The organism is Rubrivivax sp. A210, from assembly GCF_904426505.1.
Lineage (GTDB): Bacteria > Pseudomonadota > Gammaproteobacteria > Burkholderiales > Burkholderiaceae_C > Rubrivivax.
Genome location: NZ_CAJGBN010000009.1, coordinates 74,899 through 97,290 on the forward strand (window position 1 = coordinate 74,899; position 22,392 = coordinate 97,290).

Annotated in this window: 22 protein-coding genes; 18 read left to right on the forward strand and 4 right to left on the reverse strand. The window is 70.7% G+C overall.

Features of this window, described 5'->3' with window-relative positions; all coding sequences use genetic code 11:
- The first annotated feature begins 6 nt into the window (after positions 1–6).
- From JMV16_RS24175 to JMV16_RS07780, 7 genes are read left to right on the forward strand one after another with little or no spacing between them, the layout of a single operon-like run.
- Positions 7–453 (forward strand): type IV pilin protein, encoded by a 447-nt coding sequence (locus JMV16_RS24175; protein ID WP_201493676.1) that lies wholly within the window; start codon positions 7–9, stop codon positions 451–453.
- Positions 450–941, forward strand: coding sequence for a GspH/FimT family protein (locus JMV16_RS07755; protein WP_255511415.1), 492 nt, complete (start codon positions 450–452; stop codon positions 939–941). Before JMV16_RS24175 ends, JMV16_RS07755 begins: the two co-directional genes overlap by 4 nt.
- Entirely contained in the window at positions 938–1,528 is a 591-nt protein-coding gene (locus JMV16_RS07760) for a type IV pilus modification protein PilV (RefSeq protein ID WP_201493677.1), read from the forward strand. The genes JMV16_RS07755 and JMV16_RS07760 overlap by 4 nt, the downstream gene beginning before the upstream one ends.
- A 16-nt stretch (positions 1,529–1,544) precedes the next feature.
- Positions 1,545–2,024: a PilW family protein gene (locus JMV16_RS07765; RefSeq protein WP_201493678.1), complete on the forward strand. Its 480-nt coding sequence runs from the start codon at positions 1,545–1,547 to the stop codon at positions 2,022–2,024.
- A gap of 15 nt (positions 2,025–2,039) precedes the next feature.
- A complete protein-coding gene (locus tag JMV16_RS07770; protein ID WP_201493679.1) occupies positions 2,040–2,552 on the forward strand; it encodes a PilW family protein in 513 nt (170 codons plus the stop codon).
- Positions 2,549–3,106: a hypothetical protein gene (locus tag JMV16_RS07775; protein WP_201493680.1), complete on the forward strand. Its 558-nt coding sequence runs from the start codon at positions 2,549–2,551 to the stop codon at positions 3,104–3,106. The genes JMV16_RS07770 and JMV16_RS07775 overlap by 4 nt, the downstream gene beginning before the upstream one ends.
- 26 nt (positions 3,107–3,132) lie before the next feature.
- Positions 3,133–6,171 (forward strand): pilus assembly protein, encoded by a 3,039-nt coding sequence (locus JMV16_RS07780; RefSeq protein WP_201493681.1) that lies wholly within the window; start codon positions 3,133–3,135, stop codon positions 6,169–6,171.
- A 16-nt stretch (positions 6,172–6,187) separates the two neighbouring features.
- On the opposite strand, the gene ruvB is transcribed toward JMV16_RS07780, so the two are convergent.
- Positions 6,188–7,240, reverse strand: coding sequence for a Holliday junction branch migration DNA helicase RuvB (ruvB, locus tag JMV16_RS07785; RefSeq protein ID WP_201493682.1), 1,053 nt, complete (start codon positions 7,238–7,240; stop codon positions 6,188–6,190).
- A 95-nt stretch (positions 7,241–7,335) separates the two neighbouring features.
- Between ruvB and JMV16_RS07790 the strand changes: the two genes are divergently transcribed.
- From JMV16_RS07790 to JMV16_RS07815, 6 genes are all read left to right on the forward strand, one after another.
- On the forward strand, positions 7,336–7,737 hold the full coding sequence (locus JMV16_RS07790; protein WP_201493683.1) for a DUF2946 family protein: 402 nt from the start codon (positions 7,336–7,338) through the stop codon (positions 7,735–7,737).
- 403 nt (positions 7,738–8,140) lie between these two features.
- The gene (locus tag JMV16_RS07795; RefSeq protein WP_201493684.1) at positions 8,141–9,049 is read left to right on the forward strand and encodes a hypothetical protein; all 909 of its coding nucleotides are present in this window, start codon (positions 8,141–8,143) and stop codon (positions 9,047–9,049) included.
- A 23-nt stretch (positions 9,050–9,072) separates the two neighbouring features.
- Positions 9,073–11,019: a TonB-dependent receptor gene (locus tag JMV16_RS07800; RefSeq protein WP_201493685.1), complete on the forward strand. Its 1,947-nt coding sequence runs from the start codon at positions 9,073–9,075 to the stop codon at positions 11,017–11,019.
- Positions 11,020–11,032: 13 nt separating this feature from the next.
- Positions 11,033–11,482 (forward strand): copper uptake system-associated protein, encoded by a 450-nt coding sequence (locus JMV16_RS07805; protein WP_201493686.1) that lies wholly within the window; start codon positions 11,033–11,035, stop codon positions 11,480–11,482.
- A gap of 103 nt (positions 11,483–11,585) precedes the next feature.
- A complete protein-coding gene (locus tag JMV16_RS07810) occupies positions 11,586–13,967 on the forward strand; it encodes a TonB-dependent receptor (RefSeq protein WP_201493687.1) in 2,382 nt (793 codons plus the stop codon).
- Between the two features lie 60 nt (positions 13,968–14,027).
- Positions 14,028–14,516 (forward strand): copper chaperone PCu(A)C, encoded by a 489-nt coding sequence (locus JMV16_RS07815; RefSeq protein WP_411565015.1) that lies wholly within the window; start codon positions 14,028–14,030, stop codon positions 14,514–14,516.
- Positions 14,517–14,529: 13 nt separating this feature from the next.
- Here JMV16_RS07815 and ruvA read toward each other — a convergent pair whose 3' ends face one another.
- The 3 genes from ruvA to JMV16_RS07830 all read right to left on the reverse strand — a co-directional run bounded on the left by ruvA (position 14,530) and on the right by JMV16_RS07830 (position 17,707).
- Positions 14,530–15,108 carry a Holliday junction branch migration protein RuvA gene (gene ruvA / locus JMV16_RS07820; protein ID WP_201493688.1) on the reverse strand — a complete coding sequence of 193 codons (579 nt, stop codon included), beginning with the start codon at positions 15,106–15,108 and terminating at the stop codon, positions 14,530–14,532.
- A gap of 18 nt (positions 15,109–15,126) precedes the next feature.
- Positions 15,127–16,344 (reverse strand): hypothetical protein, encoded by a 1,218-nt coding sequence (locus tag JMV16_RS07825; protein WP_201493689.1) that lies wholly within the window; start codon positions 16,342–16,344, stop codon positions 15,127–15,129.
- A gap of 97 nt (positions 16,345–16,441) precedes the next feature.
- The gene (locus JMV16_RS07830) at positions 16,442–17,707 is read right to left on the reverse strand and encodes a CaiB/BaiF CoA transferase family protein (RefSeq protein ID WP_201493690.1); all 1,266 of its coding nucleotides are present in this window, start codon (positions 17,705–17,707) and stop codon (positions 16,442–16,444) included.
- An 82-nt stretch (positions 17,708–17,789) separates the two neighbouring features.
- Between JMV16_RS07830 and JMV16_RS07835 the strand changes: the two genes are divergently transcribed.
- The 5 genes from JMV16_RS07835 (at position 17,790) to ptsP (ending at position 22,084) form a co-directional block, all read left to right on the forward strand.
- Positions 17,790–18,314, forward strand: a complete 525-nt coding sequence (locus tag JMV16_RS07835) for a hypothetical protein (RefSeq protein WP_201493691.1) — start codon at positions 17,790–17,792, stop codon at positions 18,312–18,314.
- On the forward strand, positions 18,311–19,549 hold the full coding sequence (locus JMV16_RS07840; protein WP_236580402.1) for an MFS transporter: 1,239 nt from the start codon (positions 18,311–18,313) through the stop codon (positions 19,547–19,549). Before JMV16_RS07835 ends, JMV16_RS07840 begins: the two co-directional genes overlap by 4 nt.
- A 10-nt stretch (positions 19,550–19,559) precedes the next feature.
- Positions 19,560–20,006: a PTS sugar transporter subunit IIA gene (locus JMV16_RS07845; protein WP_201493692.1), complete on the forward strand. Its 447-nt coding sequence runs from the start codon at positions 19,560–19,562 to the stop codon at positions 20,004–20,006.
- Positions 19,978–20,247 (forward strand): HPr family phosphocarrier protein, encoded by a 270-nt coding sequence (locus tag JMV16_RS07850; protein WP_201493693.1) that lies wholly within the window; start codon positions 19,978–19,980, stop codon positions 20,245–20,247. The genes JMV16_RS07845 and JMV16_RS07850 overlap by 29 nt, the downstream gene beginning before the upstream one ends.
- A gap of 61 nt (positions 20,248–20,308) precedes the next feature.
- Positions 20,309–22,084 carry a phosphoenolpyruvate--protein phosphotransferase gene (gene ptsP / locus JMV16_RS07855; protein ID WP_201493694.1) on the forward strand — a complete coding sequence of 592 codons (1,776 nt, stop codon included), beginning with the start codon at positions 20,309–20,311 and terminating at the stop codon, positions 22,082–22,084.
- Positions 22,085–22,392 lie beyond the last annotated feature (308 nt).

The window sequence follows — 22,392 nt, forward strand, 5'->3', positions numbered from 1 at the left end:
CTGAACATGTTCTTTTCGGCATCCTGCCCCCGGGGCAGCGCCGGCCTTGCCGTCTGCCGCCCTGCCCGCCGGGCCGGATTCACCCTGATCGAGCTGATGATCGTGGTGGCAGTCATCACCGTGCTGATGGCGGTGGCGCTGCCGTCCTACCGGGCCCAGATCCTCAAGTCCAACCGCGCCCAGGCCCAGGCCTACATGCAGGCCGTTGCCACGCGCCAGCAGCAATTTCTGGTCGACACGCGTGGCTATGCCGCCACGCTGGCGGCGGTGGGGGTCAGCCCGCCCGCCGGCATTGCCAGCGCCTACACCCTCAACCTCAGCGTGCCGGACACGCTGCCGCCGAGCTTCATCCTCACGGCCACGCCGCAGGGCGAGCAGGCCGGCGAATCCTGCGGCACGCTGAGCATCAACTCGGCCGGCACCAAGACCGCCGCCGGCGGGGGCTGCTGGTGAAGGCTGCAGGGCGCCCATCCTCGGCGGCAAGCCGGCGCCGCGGCCTTACCCTGGTCGAGCTGATGGTGGTGCTCGTCCTGCTGGCCGTGGTGCTGGCGCTGGCGGCGCCGGGCCTGCGCGCCTTCGTCACCGGCCAGCGCGTCAAGGCCATGGTCTTCGACCTCACCTCCGACCTGCTGCGGGCGCGCAGCGAGGCGCTGACGCGCAATGCCAGCGTGACGATTGCGCCGCGCGCCGGGCAGTGGCGCAACGGCTGGACGGTGAGCGCCGGTGCCGACGAGATCCTCACGCGCGAAGCCGCGACCGAGGCCGTGAGCTTCGACGGCGCGCCTTCCAGCATCGTCTTCAATGTCAATGGGCGTGTCGCGTCACCCGGCGCCGATGTTCGCATCACCGTGGCCGGCGCCGATGGCGACGACTCGCAGCGGCGCTGCATCGAGCTCGACCTCTCCGGGCGTGCCCGCGCCAAGACCGGGGCCTGCACATGAAGCGCTTGCCCGCAGCGCCCGCCAGGCGCCGCGCGGCGCGCGGCACCGTGCTGCTCGAGGTGCTGATTGCGGTGTTGCTGTGCGTGTTCGGCCTGCTCGGCTTTGCCGCCATGCAGGCACGCGCCACCGGCGCCGCCTTCGAGGCGCTGCAGCGCAGCCAGGCCCTGGTGCTGGCCGAGGACATGGCACAGCGCATGGCCTTGAACCGCGCCCAGGCCGCCAACTATCCGCGCGAAGCCCTCATCGGCAGCGGGCCGGTCGAGGACTGCGCCGGCCTGGCCGGCGCCGCGCTCGATCTCTGCCAGTGGGGCAACCTCATCCGCGGCAGCACCGAGCAGTCGGGCACAGCCACTGTGGGCTCCATGCTGGCCGGACGCGGCTGCATACGGCGCGCGGCCGGCAGCACCGACCGCTACGTCATCACCGTGGCCTGGCTGGGCATCACGGCCACCGGGGCGCCGGCGGCCCCGTGCGGGCGCGGCGACGAGGCCTTTCCCGACGACAGCCTACGGCGTGCCGTCTCCACCACCGTCTGCGTGGCGCGGCTGCGCGACGTGGCGGCGTCGGCGCCGGCCACGCGCTGCTGAGCCACGGGCCCGCAGCATGAAGCTCCTCCACCTGTCCCGGCCCCGCCAGCGCGGCCTCACGCTGGTCGAGATGATGATCGGCCTGGGCCTGGGGCTCTTCGTCGCCGCCGCCTTGCTGACGCTGTATGCCAATGCCTCGAACGCGGGCCAGAACCTGCAGCGCGCCAGCACCCAGATCGAGAACGGCCGCTACGCCACCGAGCTGCTGACCGAAGACCTGCAGATGGCCGGCTACTACGGCGAGATGCCCGCGCCCGCGGCCTACACCCTGCCCGATCCCTGCGCCACCGACCCCTCGGACGCCTTTGCCGCCGCGCCGTTGGCCGTGCCAGCGCCGGTGCGCGGCTATGGCGCGGCCGAGGCGCTGGACTGCCTGCAGGCCCGCAGCCGCCGCGCCGGCACCGACGCGCTGGCCGTGCGCCGGCTCGACCCTGCCGCCATCGCCCCGGGTGGCCTGGTGGCCAACAACCGCCAGTACTACCTGCAGCATTCCTAGTGCGCGGCCGATCCGGTGGCCACGCCACTGGTGTATTCGCGCGCCGCCGTCAACTTCACGCTCGGCAATCTGGCCTGCACGGCGCGCAACACGGTGCGCCCCTTCCAGGCGCGGCTCTACTACGTGGCCGCATGCAACCACTGCGGCAGCGGCGGCGACAGCGTGCCCACGCTCAAACGGCTGGATCTCGTCGGCGAGACCCTGGTCGAGACCGCCCTGGTCGAGGGCGTGGAGTCGTTGCGCCTCGAATACGGCTTCGACACCGACGGCAACGGCAGCGTCGACACCTACCGCACGGCGGCCGCGGCCACGGGCCCTGAATCGCTGTGGGAGAACGTGATGGCGCTCAAGGTCCATCTCATCGTGCGCTCGGTCGAATCGGTGGGCGGCTCGACGCTGTCGCACGCCCAGAACTTCGATCTCGGCGGTGCCGGCAGCGTCACCACCGCGGCCGACGGCCTTCTGCGCAAGGCCTATTCGTCGACGGTGAGGCTGGTCAACCCCAGCGCCACCCGGGAGCAGCAATGAAGCCCGGCCCGCGCGCCTCCCAGCGGGGCGTGACGCTCATCATGCTGGTGGCGATGGCCATGCTGGCGGGCTGGTCGGTGCGCAGCGGCATCGGCAACCTGCGCATTGTCGGCAACACGCAGGCGCGCCAGGAGGCCTTTGCCGCTGCGCAGGCCGCGATAGAGACAACCATCAGCACGCCGATGTTCTCGCAGCAGCCGGCAGCGGTGGCGGCCAACCCCCTGCCCATCGACGTCGACGGCGACGGTCGCGCCGACATGACGGCCACGCTGACGCCGGTGCCGGCCTGCTACCGCTGGCGGGCCGTGCCGCCGAGCGAACTCGACCCGGCGGTGGCGGCCGACCGCGCCTGCATGGGCTCGGGTGCGGCCGGCAATGCCGGGCTCGAATCGGCGGCGACCGGCGGCGCCATCGGCGGTGCCTCGCTGTGCGCCGACAGCGAGTGGAATGTCCGCGCCGTGGTCTCCGACGAGGCCACACGCGCCAGCGTGCGCGTCAACCAGGGCGTGGCCATACGCGGCCTCGTCACCGACGTCGTCAACAGCTGCGAGTGATGCCCGAGCCCAGACCGGAGCCTGCCATGCGCCTTTCCCTGACCCACCGCCTGAGTGCCGTGCTGCTGTGCGCCGCGGCCTGCGGACCGGCCCGCGCCCAGACCTCGGACATCGACGTCTACGGCACCGCCAACCCGAGCAGCGACCGCCCCAACGTGCTGCTGGTGCTCGATGCTTCCGCCAACTGGAACCCCTCGGTGGGCGGAACCTGCTATTTCAAGGATGGCAACGTCAACAACGGCCAGCCCTCCAATCAGGGCTCGAAATACGCCGTCGAGATCTGCGCGCTCTACAACCTCATCGACGCATTGCCGCTGGCCAGCAACGGCAGCGCGCTCTTCAACGTCGGCATCATGCTGACGAATGCCAAGCCCGACAACCACAAGGGCGGCTACCCACGCCAGGCCTTCACGCCGCTGGACGCCACCGGCAAGGCGGCGCTCAAGGCCGCCATCCGCGGCATCGGCTACGGCTCCGACGACAAGGCCAACCTGGCGCAGCTCTCGCTGATGCTGCACGAGGCCTACCTCTACTTCAAGGGCCTGGCGCCGCGCGTGGGCAACCTCAACACCCCCTGGGATTCGACTTCCGTCTCGGGCGGCGTCTATGCCAGCCCGTCGGCCAATTCCTGCGGCCGCAACTACGTCATCCTGATCGCCAATGGCGGGCCCACGAATGGCGAGAACGGCGATGCCGAGGCCCTGCTGCGCGGCCTGGGCGGGACGGCGGCAGCGACGAAGATAGCCGACCCCAACCTCGGCAACAACGACGCCAACTGGGCCGACGAATACGCCCGCTTCATGCGCGCTGCCGACGTGAGCAACAAGGTCGACGTGCAGGGCATCATCACCCACGGCGTGGCAGTGATCGATCCCGCCAAGTCGAACATCAAGTCCGAGATCGAGTACCGCAACTTCACGCGCAGCATCGCCAACTACGGCGGCGGCAACTACTACGAGGCCAGCGAAACCGATGTGCTGGTGCGCTCGCTGCTGGACATCTTCAACCAGATCCAGGCCGTCAACAGCGTCTTCGCCTCGGCCAGCCTGCCGGTGTCGGTGAATGCACGCGGCACCTACATGAACCAGGTCTACATGGGCATGTTCAGGCCCGACGCCGACGGCAAGCCGCGCTGGCGCGGCAACCTCAAGCAGTACCGCTTCGGGCTCGACGCCACCGACAGCCTGTACCTGGTCGACGCCTACGGCCGCGCCGCGATCAGTTCGTCCACCGGCTTCCTGAGCCCCTCGGCGGTGTCGTTCTGGACGCGCTCCAGCACCTTCTGGGCCAACCAGCTCATGGGCACGCCGCCCACCAGCAGCGATGCGCCCGACGGCGAGGTGGTCGAGAAGGGTTCGGTGGCCCAGGGCCTGCGCAGCAGGTACGCCACCTCGCAGGAAGAGCGCCATGTCTACACCTGCATAGGCTGCACCACCACGGCGGTGTCGCTGGGCAGCGACGCGACCGAGTTCGAGGCCGACAACTCGGCCATCACCGCGGTCATGCTGGGCGCGGCCAGCAGCACGGAGCGCGCCGCCCTCATCAACTGGGTGCGCGGCACTTCCAATGCCGGTGACGAGGCCGGCCCGACGACGACCACGCCTACCACCGTGCGGCCTTCCATCCACGGCGATGTGCTGCACTCGCGGCCGGCGGTGCTGAACTACGGCGGGTCTACCGGCGTGGTGGTGTTCTACGGCGCCAACGACGGGCAGCTGCGCGCCGTCAACGGCAACCAGAGTGGCAGCGGTGCCGGCGCCGAGCTGTGGAGCTTCGTGCCGCAGGAGCACTTTGCCGCCCTCTCCCGGCTGCGCAGCAACACGCCCGAGGTGAGGCTGTCGACGACGCCGGCCACGGCCACGGCCAGTGCGCGCGACTACTTTGTCGACGGCCCCATCGGCGTCTATGCCAAGTTCGAAGCCAGCGGCGTGATCGACGACGCCTGGATCTTCGTCGGCATGCGGCGCGGCGGGCGCTACCTCTATGCCTTCGACGTGAGCGACCCGCTGCGGCCGCGCTTCATGTGGAAGCTCACGCCCTCGAGCACAGGCATGTCGCTGCTGGGCCAGACCTGGTCCGAGGCCAAGGCGGCGCGCGTCAAGGGCATCGACGATCCGGTGCTCATCATGGGCGGTGGCTACGACGCCGCTGCCGAGGACGGCAGCGCCACCACCACCATGGGTCATGCCGTCTACGTGCTGAACGCGCGCACCGGCGCCCTGCTGCGCGCCTTCACCACGCTCCATGCCGTCACCCCCGGCAGCATAGGTCGCAGCGTGGCTGCCGACGTGACCCTGATGGACAGCGACGCCGACGGCAAGATAGACCGCGCCTACGCCGTCGACCTCGGCGGCCAGGTCTACCGCATCGACTTCGAATCCGAGGCCGGCGCCACCCTGGCCGCCGCCAACTGGACCATCTACAAGGTGGCCGATCTTTCCGAGGGCACGGCCACCGGGCGCAAGTTCTTCTTCGCCCCCGACGTGGTTGCCACGCGTTCGTTCACGGCACTGATGCTGGGTTCGGGCGACCGCGAAAAGCCCCTGCTCAGCGCCACCCAGGACCACTTCTTCGAGATCTTCGACCGCCGCATCGCCAAGGGCGTGCCCAGCGCCACCACGCCCATCGCCTGGAGCACGCTCTACGCCATGGGCAGCGGAGACGGTCGCGTCGACGGCAACGGCTGCTACCTGGCGCTCGACCAGGGCGAGAAGGTCGTCAACGCCGCGGCCTCCATCGGCGGCTCCAGCTATTTCGGCACCAACCGGCCTGCCGGTGCGACGGCCGGCAATGTCTGCGCCGCCAACCTGGGCGTGGCCAAGACCTACGCGATGCCGCTGTTCTGCGTGGCCGCGGCCGGCCAGGTGGTCGAGGGCGGAGGCATGCCGCCCAGCCCGGTGGCCGGCATCGTCGGCGTCACCAACCTCAGCGGCAAGCTGGTCTACGTGCCCTTCGTGATCGGAGCGCCCAATGCGCGCCACTCGGCCATCGAGGGCTCGCGGCTGCGGCCCACGGTTGACGTGCCGCGCAAACGCAAGTACTGGTTCCAGGAAACCCAGCGATAAGGCCCTGCGCCGGGCCTCAGAACAGGCCGTCCGACACCGCCGGCGGCGCCAGCCCCAGGTGGCGCCAGGCCGCCGGGGTGGCGACGCGGCCGCGCGGCGTGCGTTGCAGATAGCCCTGCTGGATGAGGTAGGGCTCGATCACGTCCTCGATGGTGCCGCTTTCCTCGCCGATGGCGGCGGCCACGTTGTCCAGGCCGACCGGGCCGCCGTCGAAGCGGTGGATCACCGCCTCCAGCAGCTTGCGGTCCATCAGGTCCAGGCCCAGCGGGTCGACATCGAGCATGGCCAGCGCGCGGTCGGCGACACCGCTGTCGATGCGGCCGTCGGCCTTGACCTGGGCGTAGTCGCGCACACGGCGCAGCAGCCGGTTGGCCACGCGCGGCGTGCCGCGCGAGCGGCGCGCGATCTCCAGCGCCCCGGCCGGATCGATGGCCACCTGCAGCAGCCCGGCCGAGCGCGTGACGATGCGCGTCAGCTCCTCGGCGGTATAGAACTCGAGCCGGGCGACGATGCCGAAGCGGTCGCGCAGCGGGTTGGTCAGCATGCCGGCGCGCGTGGTCGCGCCCACCAGCGTGAAGGGCTGCAGCTCGAGCTTGATCGAGCGTGCCGCCGGGCCTTCGCCGATCATGATGTCGATCTGGTAGTCCTCCAGCGCCGGGTAGAGGATTTCCTCGACCACCGGGCTCAGGCGGTGGATCTCGTCGATGAAGAGCACGTCGTTGCGCTCGAGATTGGTCAGGATGGCGGCCAGGTCCTTGGGCTTCTCGAGCACCGGGCCGCTGGTCTGGCGCAGCTTGACGCCCAGCTCGTTGGCGATGATGTGGCTCAGCGTCGTCTTGCCCAGGCCGGGCGGGCCGAAGAGCAGCACATGGTCCAGCGCCTCGCCGCGCTGGCGCGCCGCGCCGATGAAGATGGAGAGCTGCTCGCGCGCCTTGGCCTGGCCGACGTACTCGTCCAGGCCCTTGGGACGCAGCGCGCGCTCGACCGCCTCTTCATTGGGCGATGCCGCCGCGGCGCTGAGCATGCGCGGCGCCGGTGCGGCGGCGAAATCGTCGGTCTGGATGGCCATCGTGTGATTATCACGACCCGCCCCCCCGGAACGAGCGGGCCGCTGCGACCATCGGTCGCAGCGCAGCCCAGGCTTCGCCCACTAGACTGCGGCCCGTGAACGCCTTGCGCCTGCGCCTGCAGCCCTTCGTCTGGATCGCCCTCGTGGCGATGCTGGCGCTGGCGCTGATGCCGACGGTGTCGCGGGCCCTGGCCAGCGCCGACGCACATTGCGACATGCCGGCCATGGCCGGCGGCGAGCATGGCCAGCACCAGGCGCAGGCCGCGGCCGAGACGCCGCCTTCATCGGCGCCCACCTCGGCGCACCACGGCGCAGGCCATCTCGAGCACTGCCCCTTCTGCGCCCTGAGCTTTGCCGCCGTGGGCCTGCCGCCGGCGCCGCCGGCGGTGGTGCTGCCGCTGGCCGGTGCCGCGCTGCCGGCACTCTTCCTGCAGGCGCCGCGCACGCTCTTCGCGTGGCGCAGCGCGCAGCCGCGCGGCCCTCCCCTGAACGCCTGAGCCGCCGCCGCGGGTAATGCCTGGCCCTCCCTGCCTGGGAGGCCGCCAGCTGCTCCGGTGGCACCCGCCCGCGCGCCAGCGCGCCGGGCCGTCGGTCGCATCCCCCGCCTTGCCGGGGTGCATGCGGGCATGCGGGTCTTGCCATCTGCGCCAGAACCCGCGGGCTTCGACGGCCAGGCCGTGCCTGCCGTGCCCCGCCATGCATGCCTGGTGCCGAGCCCTGTGCCGCGCCGCGCCTGCCTGGCCGCCGAGCCCAGGAGTTCCCGTCGTGAATGCAATCCTTCCCGATCCTCTTCGCCAGTCCCCCGCCACAGCCACAGCCGCTGCCCGTGCCGGGGCCCCTCGATCCAAGCTGCGACCCCGGGGGCGCACGGCCGCGCCCCTGCCACCGGGGGTTGCTGAGGTGCTGCCCTGCACGGGCCGTGTCGGCGCCTCCACGGGCGGCCCGCGGCCTGCGGCCCTTGCCCTCGGTGGTGCGCTGAGCGAGCTGCTGGCGCCCGTTGCCGAATGGGGCGGTGTGCGCGTGACCGCGGGCAACGGCATCGCCGTGCTGCAGGCTCAGCTGGCTCGCGCGGCTTGCGATACCGGCAGCGCCGAACACCTGCTCCTGCGCGGCGACCACCATGAGCTCTGGTTGTCCGAGCGCGGCGTGGCCCGGATCGAGCTGTGCGAGCCCGCCGGCGAGTCTGGCGCCGGCTGCAGCCTGAGCTGGTTCGATGGCCGGGGCCGTTTCATCGCCGGCCTGTCACCCGTGTCCAGGGCCGGCTGCGACAGGGCTTCGCACTGGTTGCGCCGGCACGCGGCGAGCGGGGCGTACCGATGGCCGGCCAGCGCTGCAGCGCCAGTGATGTTTGCGCCGCTGGTGGATTTCGTGTCGGTCGATGCGCTGGTGCGCGGGCCTGCGGCCGCCTCCTGGGCCGCTGCGGCGATGCTGCACTCGCACCCGGCGCGCACGCTGCGGATGGATCTGGGCGGCGCGGGTGCCGCCATGCGCTGCAGCGGCGCCCTTTCGCTGGACACGAGCCAGCCGCAATGGCTGGTGGCTGGCGACTCGCGCAGTCGCCTGAGCCTGCGTCCCGAGCAGGCCAGCGCCGTCTCGCGGGTGGTCGCCAGGGACGGTGTGCGCGGCTTGCTGCTCACCGACGACGAAGGCGGCAGCCTGCTGCTGCACCCACAGGGCGACGCGGCCGCGGCCTGGTTCGATGCCGTGGCCCGGCAGGCAGCCGGTGCGCAGGCCGAGGCCTGGATGCGCTGGATCGCCCAAGGGGCCCAGAGCGCAGCCGCCAGCGGCAGCAACCCCCTTCAACGCTAGTCCCGGACCCGAGGAGCTTTGCCATGTCAATTCATTGCCTAACGCTGGAGCGGCGTCTGCCGCGCTTTGCCTTCGCCCTCGTGGCTCCGCTCGCCCTGGTGTCGCCGATGGCGGCGCAGGCGCAGCCAGCTGCGGCCGGCGGTGGCGCCCAGACCGTCACCATCACCGGCACGCCCATCGTCGACCGCCAGGACGTCGATGACTTCGGCAGCCTGAGCACCGTGGTCGGCGCCGGGCAGGTCAGGGATCTGGGCGCCGTGGATCTGTCGTCGGCGCTGCGGCGCACGCCGGGCGTGCAGGTCTCGCGCTTCAACCCCGTGGGATCGTTCGGCGGCGACGAGGGCGGCGCGGTCTACCTGCGCGGCATGGGCGCCAGCCGCCCGGGCAGCGAGGTCAAGACCTACGTCGACGGGCTGCCGTTCTACTCGGCAGTCTGGAACCATGCCTTGCTGGACCTGCTGCCGGTGCAGGGCATGGAACGCCTTGTGGTGCTGAAGGGGCCGCAGCCGCAGAGCTTCGGCAATACCTTCGGCGCCATCGACCTGCAGCCCCGGCGCGGCACGCAGCCGGGCCTGAGCGGCGACCTGCGCCTGTCCGGCGGCAGCTTCGGCACCCTGGTGCAGCAGGCCACGCTGGCAGGCCGTTGGGGCAGCACCGAGTTCAGCCTGGCGCAGGGCCATGCCGAGTCCGATGGCCACCGCGACGCCGCCCAGGGCCGCCTGGACAACGGCCTGGTGCGCGGCAGCGTGGGCATCGGCGAGCACTGGCGCGTGGGCGGCCTGGTTCTGGGCGCCGACAACCAGGTGTCCGACCCCGGCGAGGAAGGCCTGCCGGCCACGCGCACCGGCCGCTTCGACACGCGCGGCACGCTGCTGGGCCTGTCGCTGGAGCATCGCCACGCCCTGGCCCAGGGCCGGCTGCAACTGCACCGCAGCAGCGGTGTCGGCCTCTGGGACAACCCCAGCGCCGCGGTCACGCGCAGCACTTTCGAGATCTCGGGCCTGCGCTGGCGCGAGCAGGTCCAGGCCTGGAGTGGCGGCGAACTGCGGCTGGGCCTGGACGTCGAGCGCACCCAGGGCAGCGTGTCCTTCAACGGCTTCACTGCCTTCGACGGCAGCAGCCAGCGCCTGAGTGCGCCCTACCTGGGCCTGGCCCACACCTTCGCCGTCGGCGGCGGCTGGACGGTGCAGCCCTCGGCCGGCGTGCGGCTGTACCGCCACAACGTGTATGGCGAACACCAGGCGCCGCATGCCGGCCTCGTGCTGGCGCACGGCGACAGCCTTTCGCTGCGCCTGAACGCCTCGCGCGGGCTCAGCTTCCCGGGCCTGGACGCGGCCTTGCTCAATGCCATCGTGCCGCCGCTGGCCGGCGCACCCGACAGCTGGAAGGCGCTGGCCCCTGAGCGCATGGACCATGTCGAGCTGGGCCTGCACTGGAAGCCGGCGCGCGACAGCAGCGTCGACCTGGCGGTGTTCGACGACGCGCTGAAGAACCGCTATGTCTTCGCCTTTCCGCCTGCCGTGGCCCAGCCCAGCTTCACCAACCTCGGCGCCTACAAGGTGCGCGGCGTCGAGCTGTCGTGGCAGCAGCGCTGGAGCGCCCCGTGGTCCAGCTTCGTGGGCGCCACGCTGCTGGACAGCAGCCTGGCCGACCTGCCGTATGCGCCCGAGCACGCGCTGGCGCTGGGCCTGACCTGGCAGCAGGGCGCCTGGCGCGTGAGCGCCGACGCGCAGGCGCAGGCCGGCATGTTCACGCTCAACAAGGCGCGCGCCAACGCCACGCCCAACACCGCTCGCGTGGGCGGCTTCGGCGTGCTCAACCTGCGCTGTGCCTACGCGCTGCCGCTGCTGGGCCGTGGGGGCGAGGTCTATCTCGCGCTGGAGAACCTGGGTGACAAGCGCTATGCCTACCGGCCGGGCTACACGATGGCCGGTCGCGCCGGCCAGGTCGGCCTGAACCTTGGCTTCTGACAGGAGTTTCACGATGAACACCCGACGTTTCCTCATCGCCTTGCTGCCCGCCCTGATCGCCGCCCCCGTGGCGGTTTGCGCGGCTCCCACCGACGAGGCCGCCATCCGCGCCGTGCTGATGGCCGAGTTCAGCAAGCCCGACGCGCCGCTCAAGGTGCAGCCCATCGTCGTGGCCGCCGACCACGGCATCGCCGACTGGTTCCAGGGCAGCCGCGGCGGCCGCGCGCTGATGCGCCGCCACGGCGCCCTCTGGTCCATCGTTCTGTGCAGCGGCGACGGCTTGAAGGATGTCAATGCCTTGCAGATGGCCGGCATCGCTGCCGGCCAGGCTGCGCAGCTGCTGAAGAGCCTGGAGCGCGCCGAGGCCGGGCTGACGCCGCAGCAGCGCGGCCAGCTCGCCAGCTTCGAAGGCACGGTGCGCATGGACGCGCACGGCCAGCACCCGCCCGGCCACAAGCATTGATTCGCGCCCTGGGGCGCGTGATCGCCGTCCGCGGCGGCGTGCCCCGTCATGTGTCAGATGTCGCGCCGACCCGCTCGGGGCCGCCGGCTTGTCAGGAGATTTCATGTACACCCCGATTCCTTGCCACCGCGCCAAGCCGGTGGCCCTTGCCGCCGCGGCCCTGGCCGCAACCGTCCTGTCCACCGGCGCCTTCGCCCAGGCCGTGGCCGCGCTGGCCGCCGATGCCCCGCAACGGGCCGGCGGCGTCGTCGTCATCACCGCCAGCGGCCAACCGACCACGCTGCCGACCCAGATTCCCACCACGATGGAGGGCATCACGCGGGCGCAGCTGGAAACCACCATCAACGCCAGCGACAGCGAGGACGCGCTGAAGTACTTCCCCAGCCTGCTGGTGCGCAAGCGCTACATCGGCGACTACAACCACGCCATCCTCTCCAGCCGCGCCTCGGGCACCGGCAACAGCGCGCGCTCGGCGGTTTATGCCGACGGCATCCTGCTGTCCAACTACCTCGGCAACGGCGTCGGTGGCCTCAGCTTCCCGCCGCGCTGGGGCATGGTCACGCCCGAGGAGATCGACCGCGTCGACGTGATGTACGGGCCCTTCTCGGCCGCCTACCCGGGCAACTCGGTGGGCGCCGTGGTGGTCTATGTCACGCGCATGCCCAGCGCCTTCGAGGCCCACGCCCGTGCCGGCTTTTCCAGCCAGCCCTTCAAGCTCTACCAGACCGACAAGACCTTCAACGCCTGGGAGACCAGCTTCAGCGTCGGCAACAAGAGCGGTGACTGGGCCTGGCTGCTGGCGGCCCACCACGCCGACAGCCACGGCCAGCCGTTGACCTTTGCCACCCGCCTGGCCAGTTCTGCCAATGCCTCGACGCCGACGACGCAGCCGGTCACGGGCGCGGTGCCCGACAAGCGCAACGACAACGCGCCCTGGCTCGTGCTGGGCACCGGCACCGAGTACCACACGAAGCAGGACCACATCAAGCTGCGCCTGTCGTACGACTTCAGCTCCACGCTGCGCGCCAACTACCTGTTCGGCCTCTGGCGCAATGAATCGGAGGGCCGCCCGGCCAGCTACCTGCGCGACGCCGCCGGCGCGCCGGTCTACAGCGGCGACATCCGCATAGCCAACCTCAACTTCACCGGCAGCCAGGGCCTGGCGGGCGGCGACTTCGCGCTCACCAACGAAAGCCTCAGCCACAGCATGCACGGCCTGGCGCTCAAGAGCCACACGCGCGGCAGCTGGGACTGGGAGGCCGCAGCCAGCGTCTACGACTACGGCCGCGACGACAACCGGCGCAATGCCGGCGGCAACCGCCTGCCGGCGGCGGCCCATGGCGGCGCGGGCAGCATCGCCGACGGCAGCGGCACCGGCTGGGTCAATCTGGCGCTCAAGGGCACCTGGCGGCCGCAGGGCGTGGACGGCGCCCATGTGCTGGACTTCGGCGTCCAGCAAGACGCCTACGAACTGCGCTACAAGACCTCCACCATCGCTGGCGACTGGCGCAGCGATGCGCCCGGGGCCCTGGCCAGCAACGTCAGCGGCAAGACCGAGACGCTGGCGCTGTTTGCACAAGACGCCTGGGCCTTTGCGCCGGCCTGGAAGACCGTGCTGGGCCTGCGCCTCGAACAGTGGCAGGCCCACGACGGTCTCACCGCCTTCTCGGGCAGCAGCGCGCTGGCCCATCCGGCGCGGCGCGAGAACTACGCCTCGCCCAAGGCCGCGCTGTCATGGCAGGCCACGCCCACCCTGGTGCTCAAGGCTTCGGCCGGCCGCGCCGTGCGCATGCCCACCGTGGCCGAACTCTATGGCGCCACCTCGACCACCAACTCGCAGTTCATCAACGACCCCAACCTCAAGCCCGAGCGCTCCTGGACCACCGAGCTGTCGGCCGAGGACGAGATCGCCGGCGGCCTGGCGCGGTTGACGCTGTTTGCCGAGAACACGCGTGATTCGCTGTATTCGCAGACCACCTTCGACGCCGCCGCCAACCGCAACATCTCGCGCGTGCAGAACGTCGGCCGCATCGCCACCACCGGCCTCGAGGCGGCCTTCGGCGGCAGCGACATCGGCCTGCGCGGCCTGGACCTGAGTGCCAGCCTGACCTACACCGAATCCATCATCAAGGAGAACGCCGGCTTCGTCGCCGCGCCCGGCGACACCATCGGCAAGTGGCAGCCCAATATCGCGCGCTGGCGTGCCACGGTGCTGACCAGCTACCGGCTCACCGACAGCCTCACCGGCAGCGTCGGCATCCGCTACAGCGGGCCGCAGTACCGCACGCTGAACAACGCCGACGTCAATGGCTTCACCTACCAGGGTGTGAGCAAGTTCACTACGGCCGACCTGCGCCTGCACTGGAAGATCAGCCGCCAGTGGAGCGCCGCCTTCGGCATCGACAACGTCAACAACGACAAGTACTGGAACTTCCACCCTTACCCGCAGCGCAGCTACCGGGCCGAACTGAAGTTCGATCTCTGAGCGGAGCCTGCGGCGCCGGCCCTGCCGCGGCAGGGCCGGCTCTCCACTACGATGCGCCCCATGAACCATGAGAACCGCAAGACCATGAAGCTCTCCCTTGCCCTGCCGCTGGCCTTGTCGATGACCCTGCTGCTGGCCACCTCGGCGTCGCTGGCCCAGACTCAGGTGAAGGATGCCTGGGTGCGCGGCACCGTGCCGCAGCAGAAGGCCACCGGCGTGTTTGCGCAGATCACCTCGGCCGCCGGCGGCCGGCTCGTCTCGGCCAGCTCGCCGGTGGCGGCGCGCACCGAGCTGCACAGCATGGTGCTCGACGGCACTGTCGCTCGCATGCGCCAGATTCCCGCGCTCGAACTGCCCGCCGGCGCCGCGGTGGATCTCAAGCCAGGCGGCTACCACATCATGCTGATCGACCTCAAGCAGCAGCTGCAGCCCGGTGACACGGTGCCGCTGACGCTGGTGGTCGAAGGCGCCGGCGGCAAGCGCGAGACGCTGGAGCTGAATGCGCCGGTGCGGCATCTCGCTTCCGGCGCCATGCACGTCAAGCCCTGAGCGGGCTCGGCGCTCAGCGCGACAACGAGCGCAGCGCCTGCTTGATGCCGTCGCTGACGCCGATGTCGGCCGGCAGCGCACGCAGCGCGGCCTGGGCGTCGCGCTCGCCGTAGCCCAGGGCCAGCAGGGCCTGGGCGATGTCGGCGTGGTTGTCGGCCAGTGGCGCGCCGGCCGCGGGCGCGCCGATGTCGGGCCCGAGCCGGCCCTTGAGCTCGAGCAGAAGCCGCTCGGCCGTCTTCTTGCCGATGCCCGGCACCTTGATCAGCCGCGCCGCGTCTTGCCGCGTCACCGCCTGCGCGAGCTCGGCCACGCTCAGGCCCGAGAGCAGCGACAGTGCTGTGCGGGGGCCGACGCCGCTGATGCGGACCAGTTCGCGAAAGGTGGCGCGCTCGCCGGCCGTGAGAAACCCGAACAGCACCTGGGCATCTTCGCGCACCACGAAATGGGTGAGCAGCAGCACCGGCTCGCCGATGGCGGGCAGGTTGTAGAAGGTGCTCATCGGCACGTCGATCTCGTAGCCGACGCCGTGTACGTCGAGCACCACCTGGGGCGGCGTCTTGGCCGCCAGCAGGCCCTTGAGGCTGCCAATCATCGTTGCGCGTCTTCCTGTTCAGGCACTGCGGGTCAGCTCGAACAGCAGCGCCGCCGGCAGCGATTCGACGACCGCGTCGCGCCCGACGCTGGCGACCTGCCGGCCGCCGACGTTGAGCACCTCGAAGGCGTGGCCGCGTTCGGCGATGCACACCAGCGCCAGCTTGGGCGCCTCGGCCAGCAGATCGGTGCGCAGGCGTTCAAAGTCGTCGCCGCCCAGCGCGCCTTCGTAGATCAGGGCGTGGGGCATGGCCTCTTGCAGCAGTTCCTGCGCCTGCTGCACCGTGGTGACGAAGTCGAGCACCAGGCCCATGTTGCGCAGCGCCTCGCGCACGGTGTTGCGCACCTCGCGTCGCGCCGCCAGCACGATGACGTGACGGCCGGCGAGCGGGAACTCGTTGCGCACCTGGGGCGCCGGCTCGTCGCTGGCGTTCAGCGTGAAGCCGAGCAGGCTGGGCGCCAGCGTCTCGGGAAACTCCAGCGTCATCTCGGTGCGTGCCGGGTTGTCCTTGCGCTCCAGATTCAGGCCCAGCGCGGCGGCGGTTTCCTGCAGCAGCCGCCACGACATCGTGTTCAGCGAGGGCTCTTCGAGCTCGCCCACCAGCTCGCCCGTGGCCTCGGCCTCGTCGAGCGGGCGGTGGGCGAAGGTGCTGCGCAGCCGCGCATGGGCGGGCCAGCTCTTGATGCTGAGGCTGAGGTCGACGCGCGAGCGCGCGTGCTCGAAGCTCCAGTCGATCATGGTCTGCAGCAGCGAGAACAGCAGCGTCGCGTCGCAGCGCACCTGGGCCGCGCCGAAGGTCTGGCGCACCTGGACGCCGCGCGCCTGGATCTCGCGCCCGCGCTGCAGCAGGGCCTCGCGCAGGGCCGCCGTCAGGTCCAGCCGCTCGGGTGCCAGCTGCAGCTGGCCGCCACGCAGCCGAATCAGCTGCTGGCCCATGATGCCGGCGCGGCGCGCGAGGTCGATTTCCTCGCGCAGCATGCGCAGCCCTTCGCGCTCGACCTGGCCGCTGGCGGCCATCGCGATCACGCGCTCGAGCGCCGCCGACAGCGTGGCTGCCACCTCGCCGCCCAGCTGGGCCACCAGCGCCGGGGCATCGGGCAGCAAGGCCTGTATGGGCCTGGCGTTGCGCGGGTCCGACGGTTCTGCCTGCAGGATCAACACGGTCTCCATGAAGACGCGGGCCTGTGGCCGGCGCCGGGCGCCGAAGCGCGGATGGCCCGCGACAGGCTGGCACATGCCCCCGTCGGCGGGGGCCCGAGAATGGTTTCGCTGCGCAATAAACGCAACCCCTGATTCCGTGGGGTCGGCAAGGCCGCCTGTCTCGCAGGCCGGTTCACGCGCCGATGACGCCGGTGGCGCGCAGCTGCAGCAGCTGTGTCGCATCGAGGCCGATGCCGGCCAGCACCTCGTCGGTGTGCTGGCCCAGCAGCGGCGGTGCGCGCCGCAGCTGCGGCGGCGTGGCCGACATCTTGATCGGGCTTGCCACCAGGGGCAGCGCGTCGTGGTGGGGGTGGGCCACGGTGGCGCGCATGCCGCGTTCCTGCACTTGCGGGTCGGCAAACACCTCCTGCAGGTTGTTGATGGGGCCGCAGGGCACCTTGGCCGCCTCCAGCGCTGCCAGCCAGTCGGCTCGCGGGCGCTGGCGCATGCGCTCGGCCAGCAGCGGCACCAGCGCCTCGCGGTGGCGCACGCGGCCGGCGTTGCGGGCATAGCGCTCGTCGGCCGCCAGCTCGGGGCAGCCGGCGACGGCGCAAAAGCGCTCGAACTGGCCGTCGTTGCCCACGGCCAGGATCAGGTGGCCGTCGGCCACCTCGAACACCTGGTAAGGCACGATGTTCTGGTGCGCATTGCCGGCGCGTCGCGGCGCCTGGCCGGTGACCAGGTAGTTGGCGCCCAGGTTGGCGAGCATCGCGACCAGGGTGTCGAGCAGGGCCATGTCGATGGCCTGACCCTCGCCGGTGGCGTCGCGGTGGCGCAGCGCGGCCAGGATGGCGACCGTGGCATACATGCCGGTGAAGAGATCGGCCACCGCCACGCCCACCTTCTGCGGGCCGCCGCCCGGCCGGTCGTCGCGCTCGCCGGTCACGCTCATCAGGCCGCCCAGGCCCTGGATGGCGTAGTCGTAGCCGGCGCGCTCGCGGTAGGGGCCGGTCTGGCCATAGCCGGTGATCGAGCAGTACACCAGGCGCGGGCAGCGCTTGCGCAGCGTGGCGGCATCGAGGCCGTAGCGCGCCATGTCGCCGACCTTGAAGTTCTCCACCAGCACGTCGGCCTCGTCGGCCAGGCGCAGGATCAGCGCCTGGCCCTCGGGCCGGGCCATATCGATGGTGACCGAGCGCTTGTTGCGGTTGGCGCCCAGGTAGTAGGCGGCTTCGGCGGTGTCGTGGCCGTCGCGGTCCTTCAGGAAAGGCGGGCCCCAGCCGCGGGTGTCGTCGCCGCCGGGGTGGCCGGGCCCGGCCGGGCGCTCGATCTTGATCACCTCCGCGCCGAGATCGGCCAGGGTCTGGGTACACCAGGGTCCGGCCAGCACGCGGGAGAGATCGAGCACACGCACACCGGCAAGGGCGCCCGGGGGCAAGGGCAGGGCAGCAGCATTCATCGCGGCATTGTCCGGCAGGCGCTGCGTCTTGCCTTGCCCATGCCTTGCCCAGGCCTTGGCCCGCCCTCGCAATAATGGCCCGATGCGTCAGCTGGTCCTGCCTACCCTGATGGCCTGCTGCTGGGTGGCGGCCTGCGCGCCAGCGCTCGACTGGCGCGAGCTGCGCCCGCCCGGGGCCGCCGGCCTGACGCTGCTGCTGCCCTGCCGCGCCCACGCCCAGCAGCGCACGGCCAGTCTGGCCGGGCGCCCGTTGCGGCTGGAGCTGCTGGTCTGCGAAGCCGACGGCCGCAGCTGGGCGCTGGCCCATGGCGACGTGGTCGATCCGGCCCAGGTGGGCCCGGCGCTGGCGGCCCTGCACCTGGCGGCGGCGGCCAATGTCGGGGCCAGCGCGCCAGCGCTGCAGGCGCTGGCGGTGCCTGGGGCGACGCCGCAGCCCGCCAGCGCACGCATCCGTCTGGCCGGGCGCAGGCCCGACGGCGCGGCCATCGAGATGGAGGCGGCGGTCTTCGCACGCGGCACCCATATCTTCCAGGCCACGGTGCTGGGCGACAAGGTGGCCGCGGCCGACGCCGATGCTTACTTCGCTTCGCTGCACTTTCTGCCATGACGGCCGCCGCTGCGCCCACGATGCCCAGCCCGCTGGCGACGGCGGCCATCTTCGGCGCCTTCGCCTATGCCTATTTCCTCTCGGCGCTGTTGCGCGCCGTCACCGCCACGCTGGCCCCGGTCTTCAGCGGCGAACTGGGCCTGCAGGCGGCCGACCTGGGCCTGCTGGCCGGCGCGTATTTCTTCGGCTTTGCCGCCCTTCAGCTGCCACTGGGCCGCGCCCTCGACCGCTTTGGCCCCCGCCGCACCCTGCTGACCCTGATGACGCTGGCGGTGGCCGGCTGTGGCGCCTTTGCGCTCGCCTCGGGGCTGGCCGGGCTGATTGCCGCGCGTGCCCTCATCGGCGCCGGCGTCGCCGCTTGCCTGATGGCGCCGCTGACCTGCTACCGCCGCCTCTATTCGGCGCCGGCGCAACTGCGAGCCAACTCCTGGATGCTGATGACCGGCTCCCTGGGCATGCTGGCCTCGACCCTGCCGGTGCAGTGGCTGCTGGGGCCGCTGGGCTGGCGCGGTCTGTTCTGGCTGCTGGCCGCGCTGCTGGCCCTGGCCATGGCACTGGTCTGGATCGTGGTGCCGCGCGACGCGCCGCCGGTCGCTGCCCAGGCAAGCGACGGTGGCTACCGCGAAGTCTTGCGCCACCCGCTCTTTCGCCGCCTGGCGCCGCTGGCCTTCTTTGTCTACGGCGGCCTCATCGCGGTGCAGTCGCTGTGGGCCGGACCCTGGCTGACGCGCGTTTCAGGTTGGACGGCGGCTCAAGCGGCCCAGGGCCTGTTCGCCATCAACCTGGCCATGCTGCTGGCCTTCTTCTGCTGGGGCGCCGCCATGCCCGCGCTGGCGCGGCTGGGCATCCCGATGTCGCGCCTGATCGGCCGCGGTCTCTGGCCGGCCCTGCTGCTGTTGCCGGTGATCATCGTGCTGGGCGAGCGCGCCGGCGCGGCGCACTGGGCGCTGTGGTGCGTGGCCTGCACCTTTGTCTCGACCAGCCAGCCGGCCGTGGGCGTGGCCTTCGCGCCGGCCCTGGCCGGGCGCGCGCTCTCGGCCTACAACCTCGTCATCTTTGCTGGCGTGTTCGGCATCCAGTGGGGCATCGGTCTGTTGATCGATGCACTGCGGGGCGCCGGCCTGACCGAAATCCAGTCCTTCCGCATCGCCTTTGGCGTCTTCTGGCTCTGCGGCGCGGCCTCGTTCGCGTGGTTTTTGCGGGGCGGTGGCCAAGGTGCGGATAATCAAGCTTGAAATCACCACCATGGTCAGCCTCCTTCTCGTTGCCCACACGCCGCTGGCCTCTTCGCTGAAGGCCGTTGCGCAGCATGTCTATCCCGACTGCACCCGCTTGCTTGAGGCGGTTGATGTCGGGGCGGGCGCCAGCCTGGCCGAGACCGAGCAGCAGGTGCGCCAGGCCTTGGCCTCGCTGCCCGAAGGCGATGTGCTGATCCTGGCCGATGTCTTCGGCGCCACCCCCTGCTCGGCCGCGCTGGCCGCCGCCGACGGCGCGCGCACCCGCGTCGTCGCCGGTGTCAGCGTGCCGATGCTGTGGCGCACCCTGTGCTACTGCGACATGCCGCTCGATGACCTGGTGACGCGTGCGGTGGCCGGTGCCGCCCAGGGCGCGATGCACGTCGCCGTGCCGCGCCGCCAGAACCAGCCGACCCCACCCGCCAACCATGATCCAGACCAGCATCACGATCAGTAACAAGCTGGGCCTTCATGCCCGCGCGTCGGCCAAGCTCACCAAGCTGGCGGGCGGCTTCAAGAGCGAGATCCATCTCAGCCGCAACGGTCGCCGCGTCAATGCCAAGAGCATCATGGGCGTGATGATGCTGGCCGCCGGCATGGGCAGCCAGGTCGACATCGAGATCGAGGGCGCCGACGCTCAGGAGGCGATGGACGCGCTGCGCAAGCTCATAGACGGCAAGTTCGGCGAAGGCGAATAGCCGCGCGGCCCGGGCCCGAATAGTCCTGCGCCGGCCGCCGGCCCTGCGCTACATTGGGCCCATGAGCATCCAGGTCTTCGGCATGCCGGTATCGCGCGGGGTCGCGATAGGCCGCGCCGTGCTGGTGGCCTCCAGCCGCGTCGACGTGGCCCACTATTTCGTCGGCGCCGACCGCATCGACCAGGAAGTGCTGCGCCTGCGCGCCGCCCGTGACGCCGTCGCCGCCGAGATCGAACTGCTCAAGAACGAGTTGCCTGCCGAGGCGCCGCACGAGCTGGCTGCCCTGCTCGACGTTCACTTGATGCTGCTGCACGACGACACCCTGGCGGTGGCCACCAAGGGCTGGATCACCGAGCGGCACTACAACGCCGAATGGGCGCTGTCGGCCCAGCTCGAGGTGCTCGCGCGCCAGTTCGACGAGATGGAAGACGCCTACCTGCGCGAGCGCAAGGCCGATGTCGAGCAGGTGGTCGAACGCCTGCTGCACGCGCTGACGCGCGGCGAGCGTGGGGCCGTTGACGCCTCGGCCGTGAGCCAGGCGGCGCGCGACTTCGCCGGCGAAGATCCGCTGGTGCTGGTGGCCAGCGATGTCGCGCCTGCCGACATGCTGCAGTTCAAGCGAAGTGTGTTTACCGGCTTCGTCACCGATGTCGGTGGTCGCACATCGCACACCGCCATCGTCGCGCGAAGCATGGACATCCCGGCGGTGGTGGGCGCACGCGAGGCCAGCCGCCTGATCCGCCAGGACGACTGGCTGGTGATCGATGGCGACGCCGGCGTCGTCATCGTCAACCCCTCGCCCATCGTGCTGGAAGAGTACCGCTTCCGGCAGCGCCAGAGTGATCTCGAGCGCGCTCGCCTCAACCGGCTGCGCCACACGCCGGCGGTCACGCTGGACGGCCACGCTGTGGAGTTGCTGGCCAACATCGAGAGCCCGGGCGACGGTGCGGGTGCGCTCGAGGCCGGTGCCGTCGGCGTGGGCCTGTTCCGCAGTGAGTTTCTGTTCATGAACCGTGCCGGCGATCTGCCGGGCGAAGACGAGCAGTTCGAGGCCTACCGCGATGCCGTGGTCGCGTTGCAGGGCCTGCCGGTGACGATACGTACCGTCGACGTCGGTGCCGACAAACCGCTGGAGCGCATGAGCGCGCAGGAGGTCAGGCGGGAACACGGCCTCAATCCTGCGCTGGGGCTTCGTGCCATCCGCTGGAGCCTGTCGGAGCCTGGCATGTTCCGCCAGCAGCTGCGCGCCATCCTGCGTGCCAGCGCCTATGGCAAGGTGCGCGTGCTCATCCCCATGGTGGCTCATCTGGGCGAGGTCAAGCTGATCTTTGAGGCCCTGGCCCGCGCCCGCGCCCAACTCGATGAGGCCGGTCGTGCCTACACCCGCGTTGAGGTTGGCGCCATGATCGAGGTGCCGGCGGCGGCGCTGATGATTGATCGCTTCCTGCGTCACTTCGATTTCGTATCCATAGGCACCAACGATCTCATCCAGTACACCCTGGCCATAGACCGCGCCGACGAGGCCGTGGCCCATCTGTATGACCCCTGGCATCCGGCGGTCCTGCACCTGCTGCAGGCCACCATCACCCGTGCCAACCAGTTGGGGCGCAGCGTCAGCGTCTGCGGCGAGATGGCTGGCGACGCGGTCTTCACCGAATTGCTGCTGGCCATGGGCCTGCGCAGCTTCTCGATGCACCCGGCTCGCATCGCCGCCATCAAGCAGCGGGTGCTGCGCGCCGATACGCGGTTGCTCGTTGCGCAGATGGAAAAGATTGCCGGAGCCGACGATCCCGCCGAAGCCTGGCGCCAGGCGGCGCAGGGGCGGGTGAGCCACTGACTTGAGCTTCTTTCGGTGTGCCGCTTGCGCCCCTGAAAAGAGCCGTGCTATAGTCGTGGGCTCTGCTCAAGACGGGCAACGCAAACCAAGCGACAAGTTTGGAAGCGAAGCCGGCAAGAGTAGAAAGACCAAGCGGTTGACATGGGTTTCGAAAAAATGTCAGAATCGCGGTCTTCGCTGATAACAAGTCAGCGCCGCCCAAGCCGCAAGGTGGAAGGCGAAGTTCTTTAACAATCAACAGCCGATAAGCGTGGGCGTTTGAAGGCGAGTGCCAGATGTGTTGGTGACAATGCATCAGGTCTCATGAC

Coding starts and splice junctions, on each gene's coding strand:
- JMV16_RS24175 (WP_201493676.1), top strand. CDS start 7: ATGTTCTTTTCGGCATCCTGCCCCCGGGGCAGCGCCGGCCTTGCCGTC.
- JMV16_RS07760 (WP_201493677.1), top strand. CDS start 938: ATGAAGCGCTTGCCCGCAGCGCCCGCCAGGCGCCGCGCGGCGCGCGGC.
- JMV16_RS07765 (WP_201493678.1), top strand. CDS start 1,545: ATGAAGCTCCTCCACCTGTCCCGGCCCCGCCAGCGCGGCCTCACGCTG.
- JMV16_RS07775 (WP_201493680.1), top strand. CDS start 2,549: ATGAAGCCCGGCCCGCGCGCCTCCCAGCGGGGCGTGACGCTCATCATG.
- JMV16_RS07780 (WP_201493681.1), top strand. CDS start 3,133: ATGCGCCTTTCCCTGACCCACCGCCTGAGTGCCGTGCTGCTGTGCGCC.
- ruvB (WP_201493682.1), bottom strand. CDS start 7,240: ATGGCCATCCAGACCGACGATTTCGCCGCCGCACCGGCGCCGCGCATG.
- JMV16_RS07800 (WP_201493685.1), top strand. CDS start 9,073: ATGTCAATTCATTGCCTAACGCTGGAGCGGCGTCTGCCGCGCTTTGCC.
- JMV16_RS07805 (WP_201493686.1), top strand. CDS start 11,033: ATGAACACCCGACGTTTCCTCATCGCCTTGCTGCCCGCCCTGATCGCC.
- JMV16_RS07810 (WP_201493687.1), top strand. CDS start 11,586: ATGTACACCCCGATTCCTTGCCACCGCGCCAAGCCGGTGGCCCTTGCC.
- JMV16_RS07815 (WP_411565015.1), top strand. CDS start 14,028: ATGAACCATGAGAACCGCAAGACCATGAAGCTCTCCCTTGCCCTGCCG.
- ruvA (WP_201493688.1), bottom strand. CDS start 15,108: ATGATTGGCAGCCTCAAGGGCCTGCTGGCGGCCAAGACGCCGCCCCAG.
- JMV16_RS07825 (WP_201493689.1), bottom strand. CDS start 16,344: ATGTGCCAGCCTGTCGCGGGCCATCCGCGCTTCGGCGCCCGGCGCCGG.
- JMV16_RS07830 (WP_201493690.1), bottom strand. CDS start 17,707: ATGAATGCTGCTGCCCTGCCCTTGCCCCCGGGCGCCCTTGCCGGTGTG.
- JMV16_RS07835 (WP_201493691.1), top strand. CDS start 17,790: ATGCGTCAGCTGGTCCTGCCTACCCTGATGGCCTGCTGCTGGGTGGCG.
- JMV16_RS07840 (WP_236580402.1), top strand. CDS start 18,311: ATGACGGCCGCCGCTGCGCCCACGATGCCCAGCCCGCTGGCGACGGCG.
- JMV16_RS07845 (WP_201493692.1), top strand. CDS start 19,560: ATGGTCAGCCTCCTTCTCGTTGCCCACACGCCGCTGGCCTCTTCGCTG.
- JMV16_RS07850 (WP_201493693.1), top strand. CDS start 19,978: ATGATCCAGACCAGCATCACGATCAGTAACAAGCTGGGCCTTCATGCC.
- ptsP (WP_201493694.1), top strand. CDS start 20,309: ATGAGCATCCAGGTCTTCGGCATGCCGGTATCGCGCGGGGTCGCGATA.